21 protein-coding genes are annotated in these 16,479 nt (G+C 50.7%); 7 read left to right on the forward strand and 14 right to left on the reverse strand.

The genetic code is table 11. The features are described from left to right. Positions 1–9: 9 nt before the first annotated feature. The 3 genes from AWQ24_RS01585 to AWQ24_RS01595 are packed head-to-tail and all read right to left on the reverse strand — an operon-like array spanning position 10 to position 1,578. Positions 10–669, reverse strand: a complete 660-nt coding sequence (locus AWQ24_RS01585) for an HAS-barrel domain-containing protein (protein WP_065715814.1) — start codon at positions 667–669, stop codon at positions 10–12. 18 nt (positions 670–687) lie between these two features. Continuing rightward, on the reverse strand, positions 688–858 hold the full coding sequence (locus AWQ24_RS01590) for an NAD(P)H dehydrogenase subunit NdhS (RefSeq protein WP_012305932.1): 171 nt from the start codon (positions 856–858) through the stop codon (positions 688–690). Between the two features lie 54 nt (positions 859–912). Further along, complete coding sequence (locus AWQ24_RS01595; protein WP_065715815.1) at positions 913–1,578, reverse strand: RNA polymerase subunit sigma-70; 666 nt, start codon at positions 1,576–1,578, stop codon at positions 913–915. A gap of 82 nt (positions 1,579–1,660) precedes the next feature. On the opposite strand from AWQ24_RS01595, the gene AWQ24_RS01600 reads away from it, so the two are divergent. Further along, complete coding sequence (locus AWQ24_RS01600) at positions 1,661–2,242, forward strand: glyoxalase-like domain protein (protein ID WP_062431948.1); 582 nt, start codon at positions 1,661–1,663, stop codon at positions 2,240–2,242. A gap of 15 nt (positions 2,243–2,257) precedes the next feature. Here AWQ24_RS01600 and nadB read toward each other — a convergent pair whose 3' ends face one another. From nadB to AWQ24_RS01640, 8 genes are all read right to left on the reverse strand, one after another. Then, positions 2,258–3,931: an L-aspartate oxidase gene (nadB, locus tag AWQ24_RS01605; RefSeq protein WP_065715816.1), complete on the reverse strand. Its 1,674-nt coding sequence runs from the start codon at positions 3,929–3,931 to the stop codon at positions 2,258–2,260. A 323-nt stretch (positions 3,932–4,254) separates the two neighbouring features. Further along, on the reverse strand, positions 4,255–4,746 hold the full coding sequence (locus AWQ24_RS01610) for a Dps family protein (protein ID WP_012305936.1): 492 nt from the start codon (positions 4,744–4,746) through the stop codon (positions 4,255–4,257). A gap of 194 nt (positions 4,747–4,940) precedes the next feature. Continuing rightward, positions 4,941–5,762, reverse strand: a complete 822-nt coding sequence (locus AWQ24_RS01615) for a ChaB family protein (RefSeq protein ID WP_083993469.1) — start codon at positions 5,760–5,762, stop codon at positions 4,941–4,943. Positions 5,763–5,812: 50 nt separating this feature from the next. Beyond that, positions 5,813–6,133, reverse strand: a complete 321-nt coding sequence (locus tag AWQ24_RS01620; RefSeq protein ID WP_012305938.1) for a hypothetical protein — start codon at positions 6,131–6,133, stop codon at positions 5,813–5,815. 442 nt (positions 6,134–6,575) lie between these two features. Next, complete coding sequence (locus AWQ24_RS01625) at positions 6,576–7,055, reverse strand: DUF4079 domain-containing protein (RefSeq protein WP_062431953.1); 480 nt, start codon at positions 7,053–7,055, stop codon at positions 6,576–6,578. A 125-nt stretch (positions 7,056–7,180) separates the two neighbouring features. Next, positions 7,181–7,732 carry a 2-amino-4-hydroxy-6-hydroxymethyldihydropteridine diphosphokinase gene (gene folK / locus AWQ24_RS01630; protein ID WP_012305940.1) on the reverse strand — a complete coding sequence of 184 codons (552 nt, stop codon included), beginning with the start codon at positions 7,730–7,732 and terminating at the stop codon, positions 7,181–7,183. Between the two features lie 5 nt (positions 7,733–7,737). Then, entirely contained in the window at positions 7,738–8,100 is a 363-nt protein-coding gene (folB, locus tag AWQ24_RS01635; RefSeq protein ID WP_012305941.1) for a dihydroneopterin aldolase, read from the reverse strand. Beyond that, the gene (locus AWQ24_RS01640) at positions 8,093–8,830 is read right to left on the reverse strand and encodes an SDR family oxidoreductase (protein WP_012305942.1); all 738 of its coding nucleotides are present in this window, start codon (positions 8,828–8,830) and stop codon (positions 8,093–8,095) included. The genes folB and AWQ24_RS01640 overlap by 8 nt, the downstream gene beginning before the upstream one ends. 203 nt (positions 8,831–9,033) lie before the next feature. Between AWQ24_RS01640 and bioB the strand changes: the two genes are divergently transcribed. The 3 genes from bioB (at position 9,034) to lspA (ending at position 11,355) form a co-directional block, all read left to right on the forward strand. Next, a complete protein-coding gene (gene bioB / locus AWQ24_RS01645; RefSeq protein WP_198161502.1) occupies positions 9,034–10,137 on the forward strand; it encodes a biotin synthase BioB in 1,104 nt (367 codons plus the stop codon). Positions 10,138–10,140: 3 nt separating this feature from the next. Further along, entirely contained in the window at positions 10,141–10,782 is a 642-nt protein-coding gene (locus tag AWQ24_RS01650; protein ID WP_065715817.1) for a biotin transporter BioY, read from the forward strand. A gap of 66 nt (positions 10,783–10,848) precedes the next feature. Then, complete coding sequence (lspA, locus tag AWQ24_RS01655; RefSeq protein ID WP_012305945.1) at positions 10,849–11,355, forward strand: signal peptidase II; 507 nt, start codon at positions 10,849–10,851, stop codon at positions 11,353–11,355. Between the two features lie 54 nt (positions 11,356–11,409). Here the strand turns inward: lspA and AWQ24_RS01660 are convergent, their stop codons facing one another. Then, positions 11,410–11,796, reverse strand: coding sequence for a hypothetical protein (locus AWQ24_RS01660; RefSeq protein WP_065715818.1), 387 nt, complete (start codon positions 11,794–11,796; stop codon positions 11,410–11,412). Between the two features lie 222 nt (positions 11,797–12,018). Here AWQ24_RS01660 and AWQ24_RS01665 point away from each other — a divergent pair, with 222 nt between their 5' ends. Together AWQ24_RS01665 and AWQ24_RS01670 are read left to right on the forward strand one after the other, a co-directional pair. After that, the gene (locus tag AWQ24_RS01665) at positions 12,019–13,152 is read left to right on the forward strand and encodes an extracellular solute-binding protein (protein WP_065715819.1); all 1,134 of its coding nucleotides are present in this window, start codon (positions 12,019–12,021) and stop codon (positions 13,150–13,152) included. Between the two features lie 73 nt (positions 13,153–13,225). Beyond that, complete coding sequence (locus tag AWQ24_RS01670; protein ID WP_012305948.1) at positions 13,226–14,371, forward strand: Gfo/Idh/MocA family protein; 1,146 nt, start codon at positions 13,226–13,228, stop codon at positions 14,369–14,371. Here AWQ24_RS01670 and AWQ24_RS01675 read toward each other — a convergent pair. Both AWQ24_RS01675 and coaD read right to left on the reverse strand, forming a co-directional pair. Next, the gene (locus tag AWQ24_RS01675) at positions 14,353–15,066 is read right to left on the reverse strand and encodes a hypothetical protein (protein ID WP_030006094.1); all 714 of its coding nucleotides are present in this window, start codon (positions 15,064–15,066) and stop codon (positions 14,353–14,355) included. The genes AWQ24_RS01670 and AWQ24_RS01675 overlap by 19 nt on opposite strands. After that, positions 14,991–15,527, reverse strand: a complete 537-nt coding sequence (gene coaD / locus AWQ24_RS01680) for a pantetheine-phosphate adenylyltransferase (protein WP_012305950.1) — start codon at positions 15,525–15,527, stop codon at positions 14,991–14,993. Before coaD ends, AWQ24_RS01675 begins: the two co-directional genes overlap by 76 nt. A gap of 127 nt (positions 15,528–15,654) precedes the next feature. Between coaD and purC the strand changes: the two genes are divergently transcribed. Then, positions 15,655–16,407, forward strand: coding sequence for a phosphoribosylaminoimidazolesuccinocarboxamide synthase (purC, locus tag AWQ24_RS01685; protein WP_065717271.1), 753 nt, complete (start codon positions 15,655–15,657; stop codon positions 16,405–16,407). Positions 16,408–16,479 lie beyond the last annotated feature (72 nt).

The raw sequence follows: 16,479 nt of genomic DNA on the forward strand, positions 1-16,479 counted from the left end.
TTTTTGTGGCTACCAATGAATCTGACTCAGGATGTAGCGGAGTCGGTCATAGTCATCTTTGAGGAGGGTGCTGATCATGCGACCCACATCCACTAACCATTGGCGATCGCCTTTTCGCAGTCGGTAGACTTCCCGCACTGCCGCCGCCATGAGGGATTCTGGGGGCACCCAATTCACCTGCAAAAGCACTCTGAGAAACTCTAATCTGTCGGTGAAGTGAATAATTTCGTCCGGTTCGCAATGGTAAACCGATTGGTGAATTTGGGGGGGACGGGGTGGTAAATATTGAAACACTTCGCCCCGCCGACCATTGCGGCGATTACTGGGAATTTCAAAACCGACGATGGCCGCCCGAAACTCCGTTTTGAGCATCGCAAAAATTTGCGGCTGTTGTTCTCGCAACTCTTCGAGGCTCATCCCCAAGGCCCTGGCCCGATGGACTGAATCAATGGGGGCCGTGGTGACGTAGGTAACGACCCCGTAGACGATGTTGCCTGATTCTTCGTCATAGGATTTTACCCAACTGCCAAAGGGGGGCATCACTGGAAAGCTGAGGTCTTCCGGCTCCAAACATTGGGCGGTGAACTCAGTGATGGCAGTTTCAATGACCTCGGCAATGTGATCGGGGTGGCGATCGCCAGGGGAAAATTGGGGCAAGGGCAGACGCATAGGACGAGCCAAAGGGACTTATTTCGTGACTTCAAGCTCCGCGAGGTTAAAGGTAATCAGTTTATCCCAGTTCCCCCCTTCAAAAAGAACTGCCGCCCGACCATCGCTGACCCGTTGGACGAGGCCCTTAAACCGATAAAAGGTGTCATCGGGGTTGATTACGCGCACCGTGCTACCAGGGAGAATCATCGCTTCCAAACCTTTTACTGAAATGACTAAGAAATTTTACCTATCATAGCGCGTTCAATTGGCGTTACTCGCCGAATCTGTCAGGCGATCGCCTTCGTTATTGAGTTGGGGTAGGGATTCTGGAAAGTAGATCGTGCGAATATCTGTCGGCAACTCTTCTAAAACCAATTGACGCCCTTGGTTAAGCCAATCCTCCACGTCCTCAACGGTTAAATACTCTCTCTCGGCCTGGAGATGGGCAGAAATGCGGGTCGAGCTCCAGTGAAAATGATCCGCGAGCACCACAATCAACCGGGGCAGTGGCGGGACTAAATCCAAGGCCTGTTCGAGGTAACACCACAGGGGTGGCGTTGTCCGCTTAATGTCATAGTTAATGCTGGCCACTGGCGGAATCTCAAACTGATCCTGGTAGGCCGTCGCCACTTCCAAAAGCCACTGCTGTAAAGATTGAAACCCTTGGGCTTCTAAATCGAGGGTGCGCATTTCGTGAAAAATTTGCCGCCAGGTCAGGGCAAAAAGATAGTCCGTCTGCACAGGCGATCGCCCCCCATGACCAACGAGGGTATAAACCAACGGCGCGTATCGGCAAAAAATCCCTGTGAAGTATTTCCCTTGATCCAAATAGCGTTGACAAAAAGTCAGCAGATCCGAATCGCTATAATGGTTGAGGGCCAAAATCAGTGGATGATTGGTTTCAGAAAAACTCGGAATCTGAATCATGTCCTGCAATAATGCCTAAAAAGTGCCTGTGCGGCGTCACCTGATTTTAATCATAAGCGATTCACCTCCCAACTTTTGTTCCATGACCGTTGCTTTCTCTGCATTGTCCCATCCCTCAATGGCGGCCTTTTTCCCCGCCTTCGATAGCCTATTTTCCACCCAAGGCATCATGGTGATGTTGCTCTGTGCCTATGGGGTCGCCATGTGGATGTTTCTGACCACAGCCCCCAAAGTCCACACGATTATGGTCTCGGATCTAGAAGTGGCCAGGGGATTTTATGAAGGAATTTTGCAGCTCCCCGTCGCCGATGTCCCCCTCCACTATTACTACAACTATGAACAAACCCTAGGGGCCGCCAGCCTTGACCCGATGTATATGGGAGCTAGTCCCATGGCGATGGGCCGCACTGAAACCTTGGGGGGGGCAGACGGGTTATGGTATCAACTGAAAAAAAATACCCAACTCCATGTGGTATCTGGGGCGAGTCTCGGGAAAAAGAATCGCCAACGCCACGTTTGTTTCGATAAGGATTGTCTAGAAGCGCTCCTGCTCCGCATCCAAGCCCGCCGTCTCAAATATAAAATTCGCCAGGAAAAACCCTTAAACTTTCTGGTCAAAGACTGGGATGAACGGGTGATCGAACTCGCAGAGGTCATTAATTAACTCGCTACAGGTTTATCAGCGTAACGGCCCCAGGCGCGACGGTGCAGAACGTTGCAACGTTTCCCCTTCAACTAACGTATGCACTTGCCAAGGGACTTCAGCGTTGGGATAGTCGGTGCGATAGTGCCCACCACGGCTCTCGGTACGCCAGAGGGCACTCTTGAGGATCAAGAGGGCAACATCGGTGAGATTACAGGTTTCTGCATAGAGACGAATTTGCGCCTCGGCATCGGGATGGCTTAGATGAATTTGCTGTGGGGGATGGCCCTGAAGAAATTGCGCCAGGGGCATTTGCTGGAGTTGTTTTTGCCAGGTGCTTACCTGGGCGATCGCCTCCTGTAAAATTTTTTGTTCTCGACAAATACCAGCGCTTTGCCAGAGCAATAGGGGGAGATCGGCCCGGATCGTTTGCACTTTAACGGATAATTTTTTCCAGCTTGCGGTGACGGTCTGGATCTCAGGATCTTGTACTGCTAGGGCCGCTGGTTTTGGCTGGAGATCCCGCAGTTGCGCCGCAAAAACCAGACATTCTAGCAAGGAGTTACTCGCGAGACGGTTCGCCCCATGGACGCCTGTACTTGCGGTTTCGCCAATGGCATAGAGCCCTGGAATCGAGGTTTCACAGTCTGTATTGGTGGTGATCCCTCCCATCCAATAGTGGGCGGCGGGGGCCACAGGAATTGGCTCCGTAAAAACATCCACCCCCCACTCGGCACACATCCGAATAATGTTCGGGAAACGACGGCGGATTTTTTTGGCGGGGATCACACTCAGATCGAGGTAAACATGGGCATTGGCCGGATCACCGGCATTTTCGGCTAGGTAGCTAAAAATAGCGCGACTGACCACATCACGGGGGGCCAGTTCACCGTCGGGATGGTAGTCAAAGGCAAAGCGATCGCCATTAAACCCCAACAAATGCGCCCCTTCACCTCGTACCGCCTCACTAATCAAAAAATGGGGGGCGTTCGGTTTCGTTAAGGCCGTGGGATGAAACTGAAAAAATTCGAGATCCCGCAACTGAGCGCCCGCCCGCCAAGCCAGGGCCACCCCATCCCCAGTACTGACGGTGGGGTTTGTGGTTTGGGCGAAAATTTGGCCGCCACCGCCTGTCGCTAAAATTACGGCTCCTGCGGCAATCCACTGAATGTGATGATCAAATAAAACACTGACCCCTTGGCATCGGCCCGTTTCATTGCGCCAGAGTTGGAGGGCAAAGGCCTGGGAAACAATGTGAATGTTCGGACGTTCAACCACCTGCTCGATCAAGGTGGTAATGATCGCTTTGCCGGTGGTGTCGGCAGAATGTAACACCCGGGGGCGGGAATGGGCAGCCTCCAGGGTCATCGCCAGTTCCCCATCCCTGCGGTCAAAGGCGACCCCCATGGTCACTAGATGATCAATGGCTTCCTTCGCGTGGTTAACTAAAAACTCAACAGCCTCAGGATCACACAGGCCAGCCCCCGCCTTGAGGGTGTCTTGGAAATGTAATTCTGGGGAATCCATCGGGGCGATCGCCGCCGCAATACCGCCCTGGGCCCACTTACTTGATCCGGTGCGTAGCTTTGCCTTCGTGATGAGACCCACCTGTAAATGACTCGGCAAGGACAAGGCCGCATACAAGCCCGCTGCGCCACTCCCAATGACAACAACATCAAATTGAGTCGGCAAATTGGTCACGCTGGTCATTCCTTTGGGCAGTGGGTGGGCAATAAATTCTAATCACTATAGCTTTAAACCGCGGCGAACTGTGAGTTGTCCTTGACTACCCATGACACCTGGTTAATTTCAAGGCGATGGTGCAAAAGAAAAACATTTCTGCCATTGCATTCACAAAAAAATCCCCCCAGAACGGAGGGACTTGTTTTTTTTTCGGGGTGTTGGGAAATTCTCCTGGCTGAGACTAACGGTAAGTTAGCCATTGGGAAAATAACTTGAAGCTATAGCCGTAGTAGATGAACATCATGGGCAAAATTAACTGAAATCAACAAATTTTCAGTGAAAGTTTCGATTTATCGCACAATGCTACTGAGCATCCAAGCTTGTTTCTCGTGATCGCGGATTCGGCCACTGAGGAGTTCCACTGTAGAAACATCGTGGTTTTGTTCTGCCTGTTGCAGGACGCCCTTCAGCTTCTCGGTCAGGGTGATGTGGTCATTGGAGAGCTCGGCGATCATTTCTTCGGCGCTGGCTAAACCACTGGCCTCCTTAAGAGAACTCAATTCTAGGAACTGATGGAAGGAACCAGGGGCAGATAAGCCTAAGACCCGGATACGTTCGGCAATGTCATCTACGGCGATCGCCAAGGCTTGGTACTGCTCTTCAAGTAGGTTGTGAATACCGTAGAACAGATTCCCTTGGACGTTCCAGTGGAAATTCTGGGTCTTTAGGTAAAGCAAATAGGTATCTGCCAGAATGTGGGACAGAGATTGGGCGATCGTTAAGGATGCCTCTTGGTTTTGGGTCGTTGTACCAGTGGTGGGGGCTTGTAAAGTCGTAGCCATAAAATATTTTCCTCCTAAGTTGTTAAAGGGATTTGGTAAATGGGTTAGAGAAGCCCGGTTAACAGGGTGAAGTCATTCGCTCCGACCCCTGGGCTAAACAGAGTTTCGCTTTAGGACAAACTCTGCTTTAAGGTTTTTTAGAATTCATGGTTCTTAAATGCTTCAGCGTGCTCACTGTGAGTCAAGGTTTTAACCTAGGCCTGTTGTAGGGTTTTGGGTTTTGCCCAGATGCCCTGGCTGTTCTGCTCGTATTCATCCTCGACCCGCATCCAAGCGCGGTAGGCAGCAACGTGTTGATTTTGCTTCTCTGCGTAGACCTGGTTGTAAACCTCGACAAAGGTTTCTTGGGCCGCATCAGCAAGACGTGAGCGCACAGACTCCGGCAGATCTTCGGTTGAGCTGACTTTTCCAGTATCAAAGCGAGAGAGCAAGAAGTCCTTACAGGAGAGAATGTCTGTTCCCCCTTCTACCTGAAAGAGGCTTTCTAATTCTGTGGCAGTACCCTGACTTGTTTCGGCGGTCAGCATCAAGCCACCTGCTTTAATCTTCGTTTCGTAGATGGCTGCCTTTTCTTTGGGCATACCGAGGCTGACAAGGGCAGAGATGAGTCCGACACCTGCACCACCGGCGATCGCCCCGCTAGTTGCGCCGAGGAGGGCCGCACCGATGGGGCCACCAGCAACCACCGTACCAATGAAGGGGACGAATAGGACACCGAAGCCGCTCAGGGCACTAAATAGAGTTCCGAAGAGGGCACCGTAGATTGCGCCGGACTGCAAACCTTCTTTAATGAAATCTGCCCGACCGAAGAAACCGGTGATTTGGGTTTCTGACTGCAAATTCTTACCGATGATGGAGATGTCTTCTCGTTTCACCCCCATATCGAGCAACTGCCTGAGTACCGTGTTTGCCTGCTGGCGATCCTCAAAGATTGCGGAAACAGTGCAAGGTACTTTGGTCTGGAGATCAGCCGTTCGTTGATTGTTTTGGTTCTGATCAAGGGTTGCCGTAGTCATGGATTGTCCTCCTGTTGTCTCTTGTTCGTGTTGCGTGGTGAGACAGCGGATTAGAAGTTGTTGACGGCTTTTTGGAAGGATTGGTCTAATTCTTGCCAAGCACTTTCAAAGCCCTTCTGCAAGTCATCCCAGGCTGATTCGCTGGCATTCTGAAGTTCGTCAAATTTCTGTTGGGCAGCATCCCGCTTGGCGGTTAGCTCTTCGAGCATATTTTGGTATTTGAGTTTGCCGTCTGCCTCTGCTTGGTCAACTTTGGCGCGGAACTCATCAATGCGGGCGTCGATTTTATCAATCTGCGCTTTGACTTTCTCTTTATAGCGTTTTTGATTTTCTGCGTTTTGTTCTAGGGTTTTGTTTAGTTGGTTAGCCATAAAGTAAGGCTTAAACCTCCTTGTTGATGTGTTCTTCAAAAAGTCAAGCACGGGTCAGATCCAAAGTTCGAAATGTTTTTTTGAAATCGAATTTGTTTTTGCTTGACTACACTTTTAATATTATGAAATATTCCGACTAGGTACATCTATCGATAGACATAGATCGCTTCTGAAACGCTTATTTATCAAGGGTTTCAAATTTCAAAGGTATTGTTTTTGCAATATTTATTCGGTTTCCCGAACCTAAACCGAACCGTTTTTTGGAAGTCTTTCTGAATTGCGCAAAAGAGACTTTAAACATAATCTTTTATTGTTTAATTTTGCTCCCAAATAATTTTAGCAAGCTGCCACTAAACATCTGGGTGGATGCAATAAAAAAGAGGTCGCCCGGATGACGACCCCCAGAAATTTTCTTTTTAGGCGTAAAATTTAAGCTGTTGATTTAGAAGGATAAACCGAGATTAATGCCGAGGGCAGCATGGACCACAAGGAGGGCGATCGCCGCTGACCCCACATAGGCATGCACCGTGCGCAGGGAATCTTTGCCGAGGAATTTTGTGATCGATAGCGCACCGTTGGCCATCAACATCCCAATGGCGATCGTGCCCGTCCAGAAGTGGGGACTTTCAAAAATTGGCTCTCCCTGCATGACTAGAGAAAGAACGCCCCCTGTCCAACCCAAGCTGATAAAGGTTGTGAGCCAGAGCGCTGCTTTTTTGTGCCAGTAGGCACTCTCGTTCTTGTCGCTGACATCTTCACTGCGGCGAATCTGCCAACCCTTAACGGCCGCAGAACCACCAACAGCCACGATGACAATGCCCATCATCAAGGGATGCCCCCAGTGGGTAACGATTTCTGGGATCGGTAAAGTGTTGAACCAAGCGGCAATTGGTTCTAGATAAGGACGAATGAACTCACCCATGTTATTTCTAAAAATTTTCTTAAAAAGTTTGCGTTCTCTATCTTAGAGGATTCGTTAAGCCGCCCACGACTTTCGGCGAGAGGAAATATAGCCAATGGATCACAAATGGTTGGGTGAGGTGATGGTTAGGCGATCGCCAAAATTTTTTCCCGGAGCGTTTGGTCTTCGGTGAAGGTCTGGTTGGTGGCTGCCAAATCATCCAAGAGGGGCTGCAGATAAACCCGGAGCGGCTGGGCATCATCGGGGAGGGAAAGGTCTGGGTTGATATCGAGGATGCCCTGGGTGAGGAACCAACGCTTTTTAATATCCGGATCTGGAATGACCAAATTTTCCGCCTGGATCACCGCGTCATTAAAGAGCAAAATATCGAGATCCAGGGTGCGGGGGGCATATTTATCAGCAGTGCGGACTCTGCCGAGCTTTGTTTCGAGCGATCGCAAAATATCAAACTTAAATGCTGTCGCCTCGTACTCTGTTTCGACAAAGGCAACACAGTTAATGTAATAGGGCAGATCCTTGGTGGGGGCTTGGCCTGGGGCCGGAATCGCGTCCGTCACAAAACACCGCGAGACCGCTTTGAGCTGACAGAACTGCTTTAATTCCGTCATCGCTTGCAAGATATTGGCTTCCGGTTGAATATTAGAGGCGACGCTGAGGTAGACACGATTCTGGGCCATGGTTTTTAGCGCTCCCGATAGATCGTCACGGCCGAAGCCTTCGCAAAACGCAGGGCACCAGGCTTATCAATGGTGACTTCTACCTTTTCGACAAGGGCATCGGTAAAGCAAATATCAGCGACGACCTGGGCCATTTTTTCGATCAAATTGTAGCTAGAAGGCTCAATGGCGGCCAAAATTGCCTTGGTGATTCGTTTGTAATCAACGGTGTCATCGATACTGTCGGTTTGGCCCGCTTTGGTGAGATCCGCGTGCATCACCACATTGATCACCACATCCTGTTTTTTGGTGCGTTCTTCCGGAAAAATGCCGATAATGCAGCGCAGCAGCAGGTCACGAATGTAAATTTTATCGAGGCTTTTAGACATAGAAATTTTCTCCTAGGTGAAACCCACCATCAACACAAATGACTTGGCCAGTGATGAAGTCATTTTTTAAATAAAACAGTACCGTCTGGGTAATATTGCGTGGATCACCAAACCGTCCCAGGGGGGTTTTTGCAATTACAGCTTGCACCCGCTCATCTCCCTCCGCATTGACTGGTGGCAAGATGGGGCCTGGGGCGATCGCATTGACACGAACATTGGGGGCAAGCTCAAATGCTAACATCTTCGTGAAACTATGGAGCATCTTTTTGCTCAGGTGGTAGGGCACATGCTCATGGTCGTAGCCGTAGATGCGCGTATCAAGGAAATTAATCACATTCCCGTGGCTAGATTCTTTAGAAAAGAACGCTTTCGTCAACAGAAAAGGGTGCAGGGCGTGAACTTGAATATTGTCCCAGAGATTTTCTGGACTCAGGGCAAACAAACTTTCTTTATTAAACATCGAGGCATTATTAATCAAGATGTCTAGTTGGGGCGTTTTCGCTTTCACCGTTTCGATCATCGCCTCCACACTGTCCCGCTGGAGCAGATCCGCCGCCACAATATCCACCGAAATCGGCAAAGCTGAAAGTTCTTCGGCCAGTTGTTCTACCTCGGCTTGGGAAGAGCGGTAATGGAGGATGAGATTGATTCCTTCCTGGGCGAGGGTCCGGGCGATCGCCGCACCGATGCGTTTTGCCCCCCCTGTGATTAAAGCGGTTTGTTGACTCATGGTTCCCGTTCGGCAATTAAAACCCATAGAAGTTAACCTATTCTTTCTGGAGAAAGCAAGCGTGACCCGGATGATGCGTACCAACCGAGAGATCCGCCACCACCGCCCAAAGATGTAACAGATGTACAGAGAACCTTTAAGCCAGGGAAACGGGAATGATAAAATTTGGAATACTTTTTTAGTGAAAGAGAGAGAAGGTCAACGTGGTTCAAGTACCGATCAAGCCCACCCCGCAAACCCCCGCCCCCACCACTGCAATTCCCAATGGCCCGGCCCTCGAAGCTTGGTTAAATGACTGGGCGCAGCGGATTATTAATGGCGATCGCCTCACCCGTACCGAAGCTCTCCGTCTCGCCGCCATCACTGGCCCCGAAAATATCCTCAAACTCTGTGCCGCTGCGGATCTAATCCGGCACGAATGCTGTGGTAATACCGTTGACCTCTGCAGTATTGTGAACGTGAAATCCGGGAGCTGTTCCGAAAACTGTAGTTTTTGCTCCCAGTCCGCCCACCATCCCGGTGATGATTCTCCTGTGTATGGCCTCAAAACCGCCGAAGAAATTATTGAACAGGCCAAAGCAGCCGAAGCCGCTGGGGCGAAACGTTTCTGTCTCGTCAGCCAAGGCCGGGGCATTAAGTACAACAGCCCCAGAGACAATGAATTTGAGCAAATTTTAGAAACCGTGCGCCGTATCCAGGCAGAAACAGCGATCAAACCCTGCTGTGCCCTCGGCGAAGTCACCCCAGAACAAGCCCAACAGCTCCGGGAAGCCGGCGTCACCCGCTACAACCACAACCTCGAAGCTTCGGAAAATTTCTTCCCCGATATCGTCACCACCCACAGTTGGCAAGACCGGGTCGAAACCATCAAAAATCTCAAAGCAGCAGGCATTCAGGCGTGCAGCGGCGGCATCATGGGCCTCGGTGAAAGTTGGGAAGACCGGGTTGATTTGGCGATCGCCCTACGGGATCTCGAAGTCGAATCTGTGCCTTTGAATCTCCTCAATCCCCGTCAGGGAACTCCCCTCGGAAGCAATGACCGTCTCGATGTCTACGAAGCCCTCAAATGTATGGCAATCTTCCGGTTTATCTTGCCCGAACAAATTATCCGCTATGCTGGCGGTCGCGAAGCGGTAATGGGTGAACTACAACACCTCGGCCTGAAGGCAGGCATTAACGCGATGCTCATCGGCCACTACCTCACCACCATGGGCCAACCCCCCGAACAGGATCAAGCGATGCTCAAATCCCTCGGCTTACAAGGGGGTGAAGCACCGATTCCTGGCCAATATTCTGCCGCCCAATAACCCTTGAAAGCGAAAGCCCTCCCCAGATCCTTGTCCCCAAAGCAAACTGCCACCACTGGCCCGAACTGGTTTAACCAACTCCTGTGGGCATTGATCGGTGTATCCCTGACGATTGGGGGCACCTTCATCGAGGCCCATCGGCTCAATCTCCCTTGGGACTGGTCAACGGCGGGACTACAAACTCAGTCTTTGGGGATTTACTGTCAAGTGGCTGCCGTTCTCCTCACGGGCTGTTTGGGGGGCAAAAATGCGGGGATTATCGCCCAGATTGCCTATATTCTGATCGGTTTGTTTTGGTTGCCGGTGTTCTCCCAAGGGGGAAAACTGGGATATCTGACAGAACCCACCTTTGGTTACATTCTTGGCTTTATCCCAGCGGCGGGCATTTGTGGTTGGCTTGCCTTTCGGTATGTGCTGAGTTTAGAAGCCCTCGCTCTTAGTGCTTTTTGTGGTCTGATCGCTCTCCACAGTTGCGGCATTCTTTATCTGATGGGGCTGACCCTCCTGGAAAAATTACAGGCGACGGAACTGAGTTTGATCCAGGCGATCGCCCTCTATAGTGTGACTCCCTTTCCGAGTCAGTTAATGCTAGTCTGTGGTGTGGCCGTGTTGGCCTATGGGGTACGACGGATTTTGTTCTATTAGGCCAAATTAGGCCAAAGTATTGGGCTTGATATTCTTTCTTTTTAGCGAAACGGAAACTCTCTCTCCATGGATCTGCGCCAAGATTTACTGAAAAATCGCTGGTTTTGGCTTGTTGCCTTCCTCGGATTAGTCCTCGATCAACTAACAAAAACCATTGTGCTCCAGACCTTGCCGGAGGTGGGTGATACCTTTGCCCTCTGGCCGAATGTCTTCCATTTCACCTATGTGCAAAACACTGGGGCTGCCTTCAGCATCTTTACCGATGGCGTACATTGGCTCCGGTGGTTGTCCTTGGGAGTCAGTGTGGGTTTGATGGCCTTGGCTTGGTTTGGCGATCGCCAAACGCTCTGGGAACAAGGCGGCTACGGATTTATTCTTGCGGGGGCGATGGGTAATGGCGTCGATCGCTTTTTATTTGGCTATGTGGTCGATTTTCTCGACTTTCGCCTGATTAATTTTCCCGTGTTTAACATTGCCGATGTCTGTATCAACATTGGCATCGCCTGTTTATTGCTCAATTTATGGTTTTCTTACCGCCTCGCCCAAACAGAATCGCCCCCTAACTCTAAGTAATCTTTTAATAATCTGGAGGGTGGAGCGATCGCCGTTATGGATTCTCAGAAAATATCAAGAATAGATATATTCACTGCCATTGTGTTCATTTTGCTGCGAGAGCAACTGCTCCTCTAATTGGGCAATACGTTTGTAGGCCACCGTCAACTGGGCCGTTAGTCGCTTGATCTGCCATTCCGGGCTCATTTGCTTCTCGTCCATGGAACGCCCTTCTAAGCCTAGGGTTTCATCAAATAAAACATCTTTGTGGTGAAAGGATTCTCCCCCGACCCGAAAATCTAAGCCAAAGACCGCTGGATCAATTTTGGGAACCATTGCCATCAAATCTGCTTCCGACAAGGATTGTCCCGTTGGGCCTAGCCCCTGCTGCATTTGTTCGACGGTTTGATACAACAGATCAAGCTGATGTTTCAACTCGTTGATATAGCCTTGAACACTCATATTTTGTCAGCCTAAAGTCGGGTCTTTGTCCCATGCTAGTACCAACCCCAAGGCTGTGAATATTTATCCTGATATATTTAAGATTCTCTTAGAAAACCTTAAGAAAACCTTGCCTCTCCAAGGATAAAGTTGCAATTGTCCTGGCCAAGGTTGAACTTGATTAAAGGCTAAATTTGCTATTTTTTGAAAAGATATTTCCCAGGGGAAACGACATTTAGATTTATGCCCAATCGCCGCCATTTTTTGACTATTTCCGCACTCTATGCCCTCGCTGGGTGTTTGGGAGGGTGTCAACGAACCTCGGAGACAACTTTACAAATCAATACATTACGGGGGTCAATTTCGCCACAACTGTTGACATTGTTTCGGCAAAACCAAGGGCAAACGGTCAGCTTAGATCTCAAACCCCTAGAACAGCTCCAAGAATTATTTGTAGTGCTACAGGATGCGGCGATGAAGATACCAGAGACGTCTGAAAATTTCTTCAATCGCTCGGCAGCGGTGCCGGATTTGCTGACCCTGGGCCATGGTTGGTATCAACAGGCGATCGCCTTGGGATTTGTTCAACCGTTATCTCTGGAGGAACTAGCGCGGTGGGAAGAGTTGGGGGAACCTTGGCAACGGTTTTTGCGCCGCAATGTCCAGGGCGAGATCGACCCCCAAGGGCAACTGTGGGGGCAGCCCTACCGCTGGGGCACGACGATGCTGGTCTACCGCAAGGATAAGTTGAAAAACCTGGAGTGGACACCGACGGATTGGGCGGATCTATGGCGGCCAGAATTACAGGGAAAAATTTCTCTGCTGAACCAATCGCGGGAAGTGTTGGGGCTTTTGCTGAAAAAACGGGGGAAATCCTACAACGAAACCGATCCAGAGGCGATCGCCAATTTAGAGAGCGATTTCCAAACCCTCCACCGCCAGGTCAAATTCTATAGTTCCACCCACTATCTCCAGCCCCTCAACATGGGCGACACCTGGATTGCCCAGGGGTGGTCCCAGGATATTTTGCCGCTCCTGCAACGCTACCGCAATTTAGGGGCAGTGATTCCCGCCAGTGGCACGGCCCTCTGGTGTGATCTGTGGGTGCAGCCCCAACGCAGCCAAACTTCTTTTGAGACCCTAAAAACTTGGTTAGATTTTTGTTGGGAACCGGCGGCGATTCAGCAGATTTCCCGTAGTAGTCACGGGGCCTCTCCACTGATTTATGCGGCGACCAATTTAGACCCTGCCATCACTGATAATCCGTTAATTTACCTTGATCAAAACACCTTCCGGGCCAGTGAAATCATTGAGATGTTAGACCCCGACGCGACTGCCCAGTATCAACAGGTTTGGCAAGCAGTGCGCCAGGGCTAGGCCAGAAAAATTTTGATTTTGCCCACCGCTGTTCTGGATAATGCGGAGGAAGATCATCGATTGAGGAGTTCCCATGACCCACGACACCATTGGGGTGGCGATCGCCGGCACCGGTTTTGGCCAAAAAATTCACATTCCCGGCCTCCAACACCACCACCGTACTGAAGTGGTCTCGGTTTACCATCGCGATCCGGACAAAGCCCAGGCGATCGCTGCCACCCATCAAATTGCCGAAAGTGCCAGCGACTTTAATGCGCTTCTAGAAAATCCTGCCGTTGCCGCCGTTGCCATTTCGACGCCCCCTTTTTTGCATTATGAAATGGCCAAACAAGCTCTTCTAGCGGGGAAACATGTTTTATTAGAAAAACCCATGACCTTGAATGGGGCTGAGGCGCGGGAGCTTTACCATCTGGCAGCCCAAAAAAATTTGGTCGTAACCCCGGACTTTGAATTTCGCTTTGTCCCTGCTTGGCAATGTCTCGCGGAATATCTGCAACAGGGTTTTGTTGGTGAAAAACGCCTGATTACGATCAACTGGTTAGTGACCAGTCGAGCCAACCCAGACCGACCTTGGAATTGGTATGCCCGCCAGGATCAAGGGGGTGGCGCTTTGGGGGCAGTGGGTTCCCATGCCTTTGATTATGTCCATTGGTTGTTTGGCCCCGTGCAACGTTTGGCGGGTCATCTCAGTTGCGCCATTAAAGAGCGACCCGACCCCAAGGATGGCGATCGCCTTAAACCCGTAGATGCCGATGACACCTGCTTGATCATGCTAGAACTGGCCGACGGCACACCCTGTCAAATTAATATCACCTCCGTCAGTCACCATGGTCGGGGCCACTGGGTTGAAGTCTATGGCGATCGCGGTTCTCTGGTTTTGGGAAGCAGCAACCTCAAGGATTATGTCCATGGTTTTACGCTCCAGGCGGGCCAGGCGGGTGAAGCACTGCAACCTGTGGCTATTCCAGAGCGCCTTGAATTTCCCCAAACCTTTGCCGATGGCCGCCTCGCGCCTTTTATTCGAGTTGTCGATCATTGGGTCAAAGCCATCGACCGCTGCCAGCAAAATCAAGGGATCTCCGAAGATCCAGTGGCGATCGCCCCAACGCTCCGGGAAGGGGTCTATTCTCAATTGCTAATGGATTTAACCCACCAGGCCCATACCCAAGGCCGTTGGTTAACGGTGCCGGATCTCGATACCTATCTCGATCTAGGCTGACGCGGTTGGGGAGAAGTACGCCGTCCCTGGGGATTTTGGCCAGTCGCCTGGGGGGCTAACCCATTATTCGAGGATGGTGGCGGTTGGAGTTGCCGCCGTCCGTTTTGAACAATTTCTAGTTGCTCCCGGAGATTCACCTCAAGGCGTCCGAGGAGATTGTGGGCATATTGATCCGCATCTTGTTGGATGGCCTGGGCCTCGGCGATCGCCTGGTTTTTCATTTGCTGCACTTCCTGGGACACCTGCTGCCGAAAGGCCTCTAGATCAGCGAGGGTACTTTGGCGGAGGGCTTGGCATTCCTGCTCTGTGGTGTAGCGTAATTGAGCCGCCTGTTGCTCAGCTTGCCGGGTGAGGGCCATCTCGTCTAAGTATTGGGCGGCCTGCTGCTTGGCACTGGTGACAATCCGATCCGCATCGGCTTCGGCCTGTTCAACGAGGTGTTGCTTATATTGGAGCACTTCGACGGCCCGCTCAATAATTTCAGGAACACTGGCCCGTACCGCATCGAGCTGGTCTAAAACATCGTTGTCTTTAACGAGAGTTAGTCCCGTGAGGGGAATTTGAAAGCCTTCAAAAATTACTTCTTCTAAATGGGTGAGCTGTTCCTGCACATTCAAGTCTACCCCTCGATAAAGGGTTGGGGAGTTGGCATTATTGTCGGTGGGCTTACCTGGGGAGGATGAACTTTGTACCATTGATAAAGATCTTCAGCGACATTGTCAGGAACGAGGTGATCAACGGAACCACCAAATTTAGCAATTTCTTTGACGACGCTGCTGCTGAGAAAACTATATTCGTTGGAGGTCGCCAGGAATACTGTCTCGATATTATCCCAAAGCGTCTTATTTGTATGCGCCATCTGTAGCTCCTTCTCGAAGTCGGATAGCACCCGTAGTCCCCTTAGTAATACACCCGCATTACGTTGTCGGGCGTAGTCGGTGGTTAAACCCGTGAAACTCGCCACTTCTACATTGGGTAAATGTTGGGTACAGCGGCGAATCTGGGCCACACGCTTTTCGAGGCTAAAAATCGGTGATTTACTGGGATTGCACAGCACCGCCACGATTACTTTTTCAAAGAGGCGATCGCCCCGTTCAATAATATCGAGATGACCCAGGGTGATCGGATCAAAGCTTCCAGGATAAATAGCAATCACAAAATACAGCGCCACACAGAAGAGATCGGCTTTATTGTGACATATTGTTTCCCCAAGCCCCTAGGCAAACCCAGGGACATCAGCCCCTACAATGGAGAATGATTTTATCCACGATTTTAACCAGCTTATGAGCGAGCACCACCCGGAAAAAAAATACGAAGGTAAGGCAAAAATTCTCTACAGCACCGCCGACCCTGATGTTCTCCTCACCTATTTCAAAGATGACGCCACCGCCTTTAATGCCCAGAAAAAAGGCACTATCCAGGGTAAAGGGGAAATGAACTGCACCATTGCCGCTGCCCTCCTCCAATGGCTGGAAACCCAGGGCATTCCGACCCACTTTATCGAACAAACCAAAGCTGATGAGATGCTCGTTAAAGCAGTTAAAATTCTGCCGGTAGAAGTGGTTGTGCGCAATATTGCGGCGGGTAGTCTTTGTAAACAAACGGGTTTGGCCCAGGGCACAGTTCTCCCCCAACCCCTCGTGGAGTTTTATCTCAAGGATGATGACCTCGGTGATCCGCTCCTAACCCGCGATCGCCTTATGCTGCTTCAGATCGTCACCGCCGAGCAACTGGCCCGACTCCAGGACTATGCCCTGCGGATCAATGGTCTGATGCAAGGCTTTTTTGCGCGCTGTCAGATTACCTTGGTGGATTTTAAAATCGAGTTTGGCACCGACAAAACAGGGACAATTCTTTTGGCCGACGAAATTAGTCCCGACACCTGCCGCCTGTGGGATCAAACCGAAACAGACCCCAACCTGCGGGTGATGGATAAAGACCGCTTCCGTCAAGACCTCGGTAACATCGAAAACGCTTATCAAACTGTCCAGGCTAGGGTCTTGGCCCAGGTGCAGCAATTGCAATCCCTCGCCTAAATTTTCCCGACCTAAGGCTAAATTACGGGGTCTAGACATGGAAACATAAGCAACGCTTCCCCGTCTTCGACT

The organism is Picosynechococcus sp. PCC 8807, assembly GCF_001693295.1.
GTDB lineage: Bacteria > Cyanobacteriota > Cyanobacteriia > Cyanobacteriales > MRBY01 > MRBY01.

Coding starts and splice junctions, on each gene's coding strand:
- AWQ24_RS01585 (WP_065715814.1), bottom strand. CDS start 669: ATGCGTCTGCCCTTGCCCCAATTTTCCCCTGGCGATCGCCACCCCGAT.
- AWQ24_RS01590 (WP_012305932.1), bottom strand. CDS start 858: ATGATTCTCCCTGGTAGCACGGTGCGCGTAATCAACCCCGATGACACC.
- AWQ24_RS01595 (WP_065715815.1), bottom strand. CDS start 1,578: ATGATTCAGATTCCGAGTTTTTCTGAAACCAATCATCCACTGATTTTG.
- AWQ24_RS01600 (WP_062431948.1), top strand. CDS start 1,661: ATGACCGTTGCTTTCTCTGCATTGTCCCATCCCTCAATGGCGGCCTTT.
- nadB (WP_065715816.1), bottom strand. CDS start 3,931: ATGACCAGCGTGACCAATTTGCCGACTCAATTTGATGTTGTTGTCATT.
- AWQ24_RS01610 (WP_012305936.1), bottom strand. CDS start 4,746: ATGGCTACGACTTTACAAGCCCCCACCACTGGTACAACGACCCAAAAC.
- AWQ24_RS01615 (WP_083993469.1), bottom strand. CDS start 5,762: ATGACTACGGCAACCCTTGATCAGAACCAAAACAATCAACGAACGGCT.
- AWQ24_RS01620 (WP_012305938.1), bottom strand. CDS start 6,133: ATGGCTAACCAACTAAACAAAACCCTAGAACAAAACGCAGAAAATCAA.
- AWQ24_RS01625 (WP_062431953.1), bottom strand. CDS start 7,055: ATGGGTGAGTTCATTCGTCCTTATCTAGAACCAATTGCCGCTTGGTTC.
- folK (WP_012305940.1), bottom strand. CDS start 7,732: ATGGCCCAGAATCGTGTCTACCTCAGCGTCGCCTCTAATATTCAACCG.
- folB (WP_012305941.1), bottom strand. CDS start 8,100: ATGTCTAAAAGCCTCGATAAAATTTACATTCGTGACCTGCTGCTGCGC.
- AWQ24_RS01640 (WP_012305942.1), bottom strand. CDS start 8,830: ATGAGTCAACAAACCGCTTTAATCACAGGGGGGGCAAAACGCATCGGT.
- lspA (WP_012305945.1), top strand. CDS start 10,849: ATGGATCTGCGCCAAGATTTACTGAAAAATCGCTGGTTTTGGCTTGTT.
- AWQ24_RS01660 (WP_065715818.1), bottom strand. CDS start 11,796: ATGAGTGTTCAAGGCTATATCAACGAGTTGAAACATCAGCTTGATCTG.
- AWQ24_RS01665 (WP_065715819.1), top strand. CDS start 12,019: ATGCCCAATCGCCGCCATTTTTTGACTATTTCCGCACTCTATGCCCTC.
- AWQ24_RS01670 (WP_012305948.1), top strand. CDS start 13,226: ATGACCCACGACACCATTGGGGTGGCGATCGCCGGCACCGGTTTTGGC.
- AWQ24_RS01675 (WP_030006094.1), bottom strand. CDS start 15,066: ATGGTACAAAGTTCATCCTCCCCAGGTAAGCCCACCGACAATAATGCC.
- purC (WP_065717271.1), top strand. CDS start 15,655: ATGAGCGAGCACCACCCGGAAAAAAAATACGAAGGTAAGGCAAAAATT.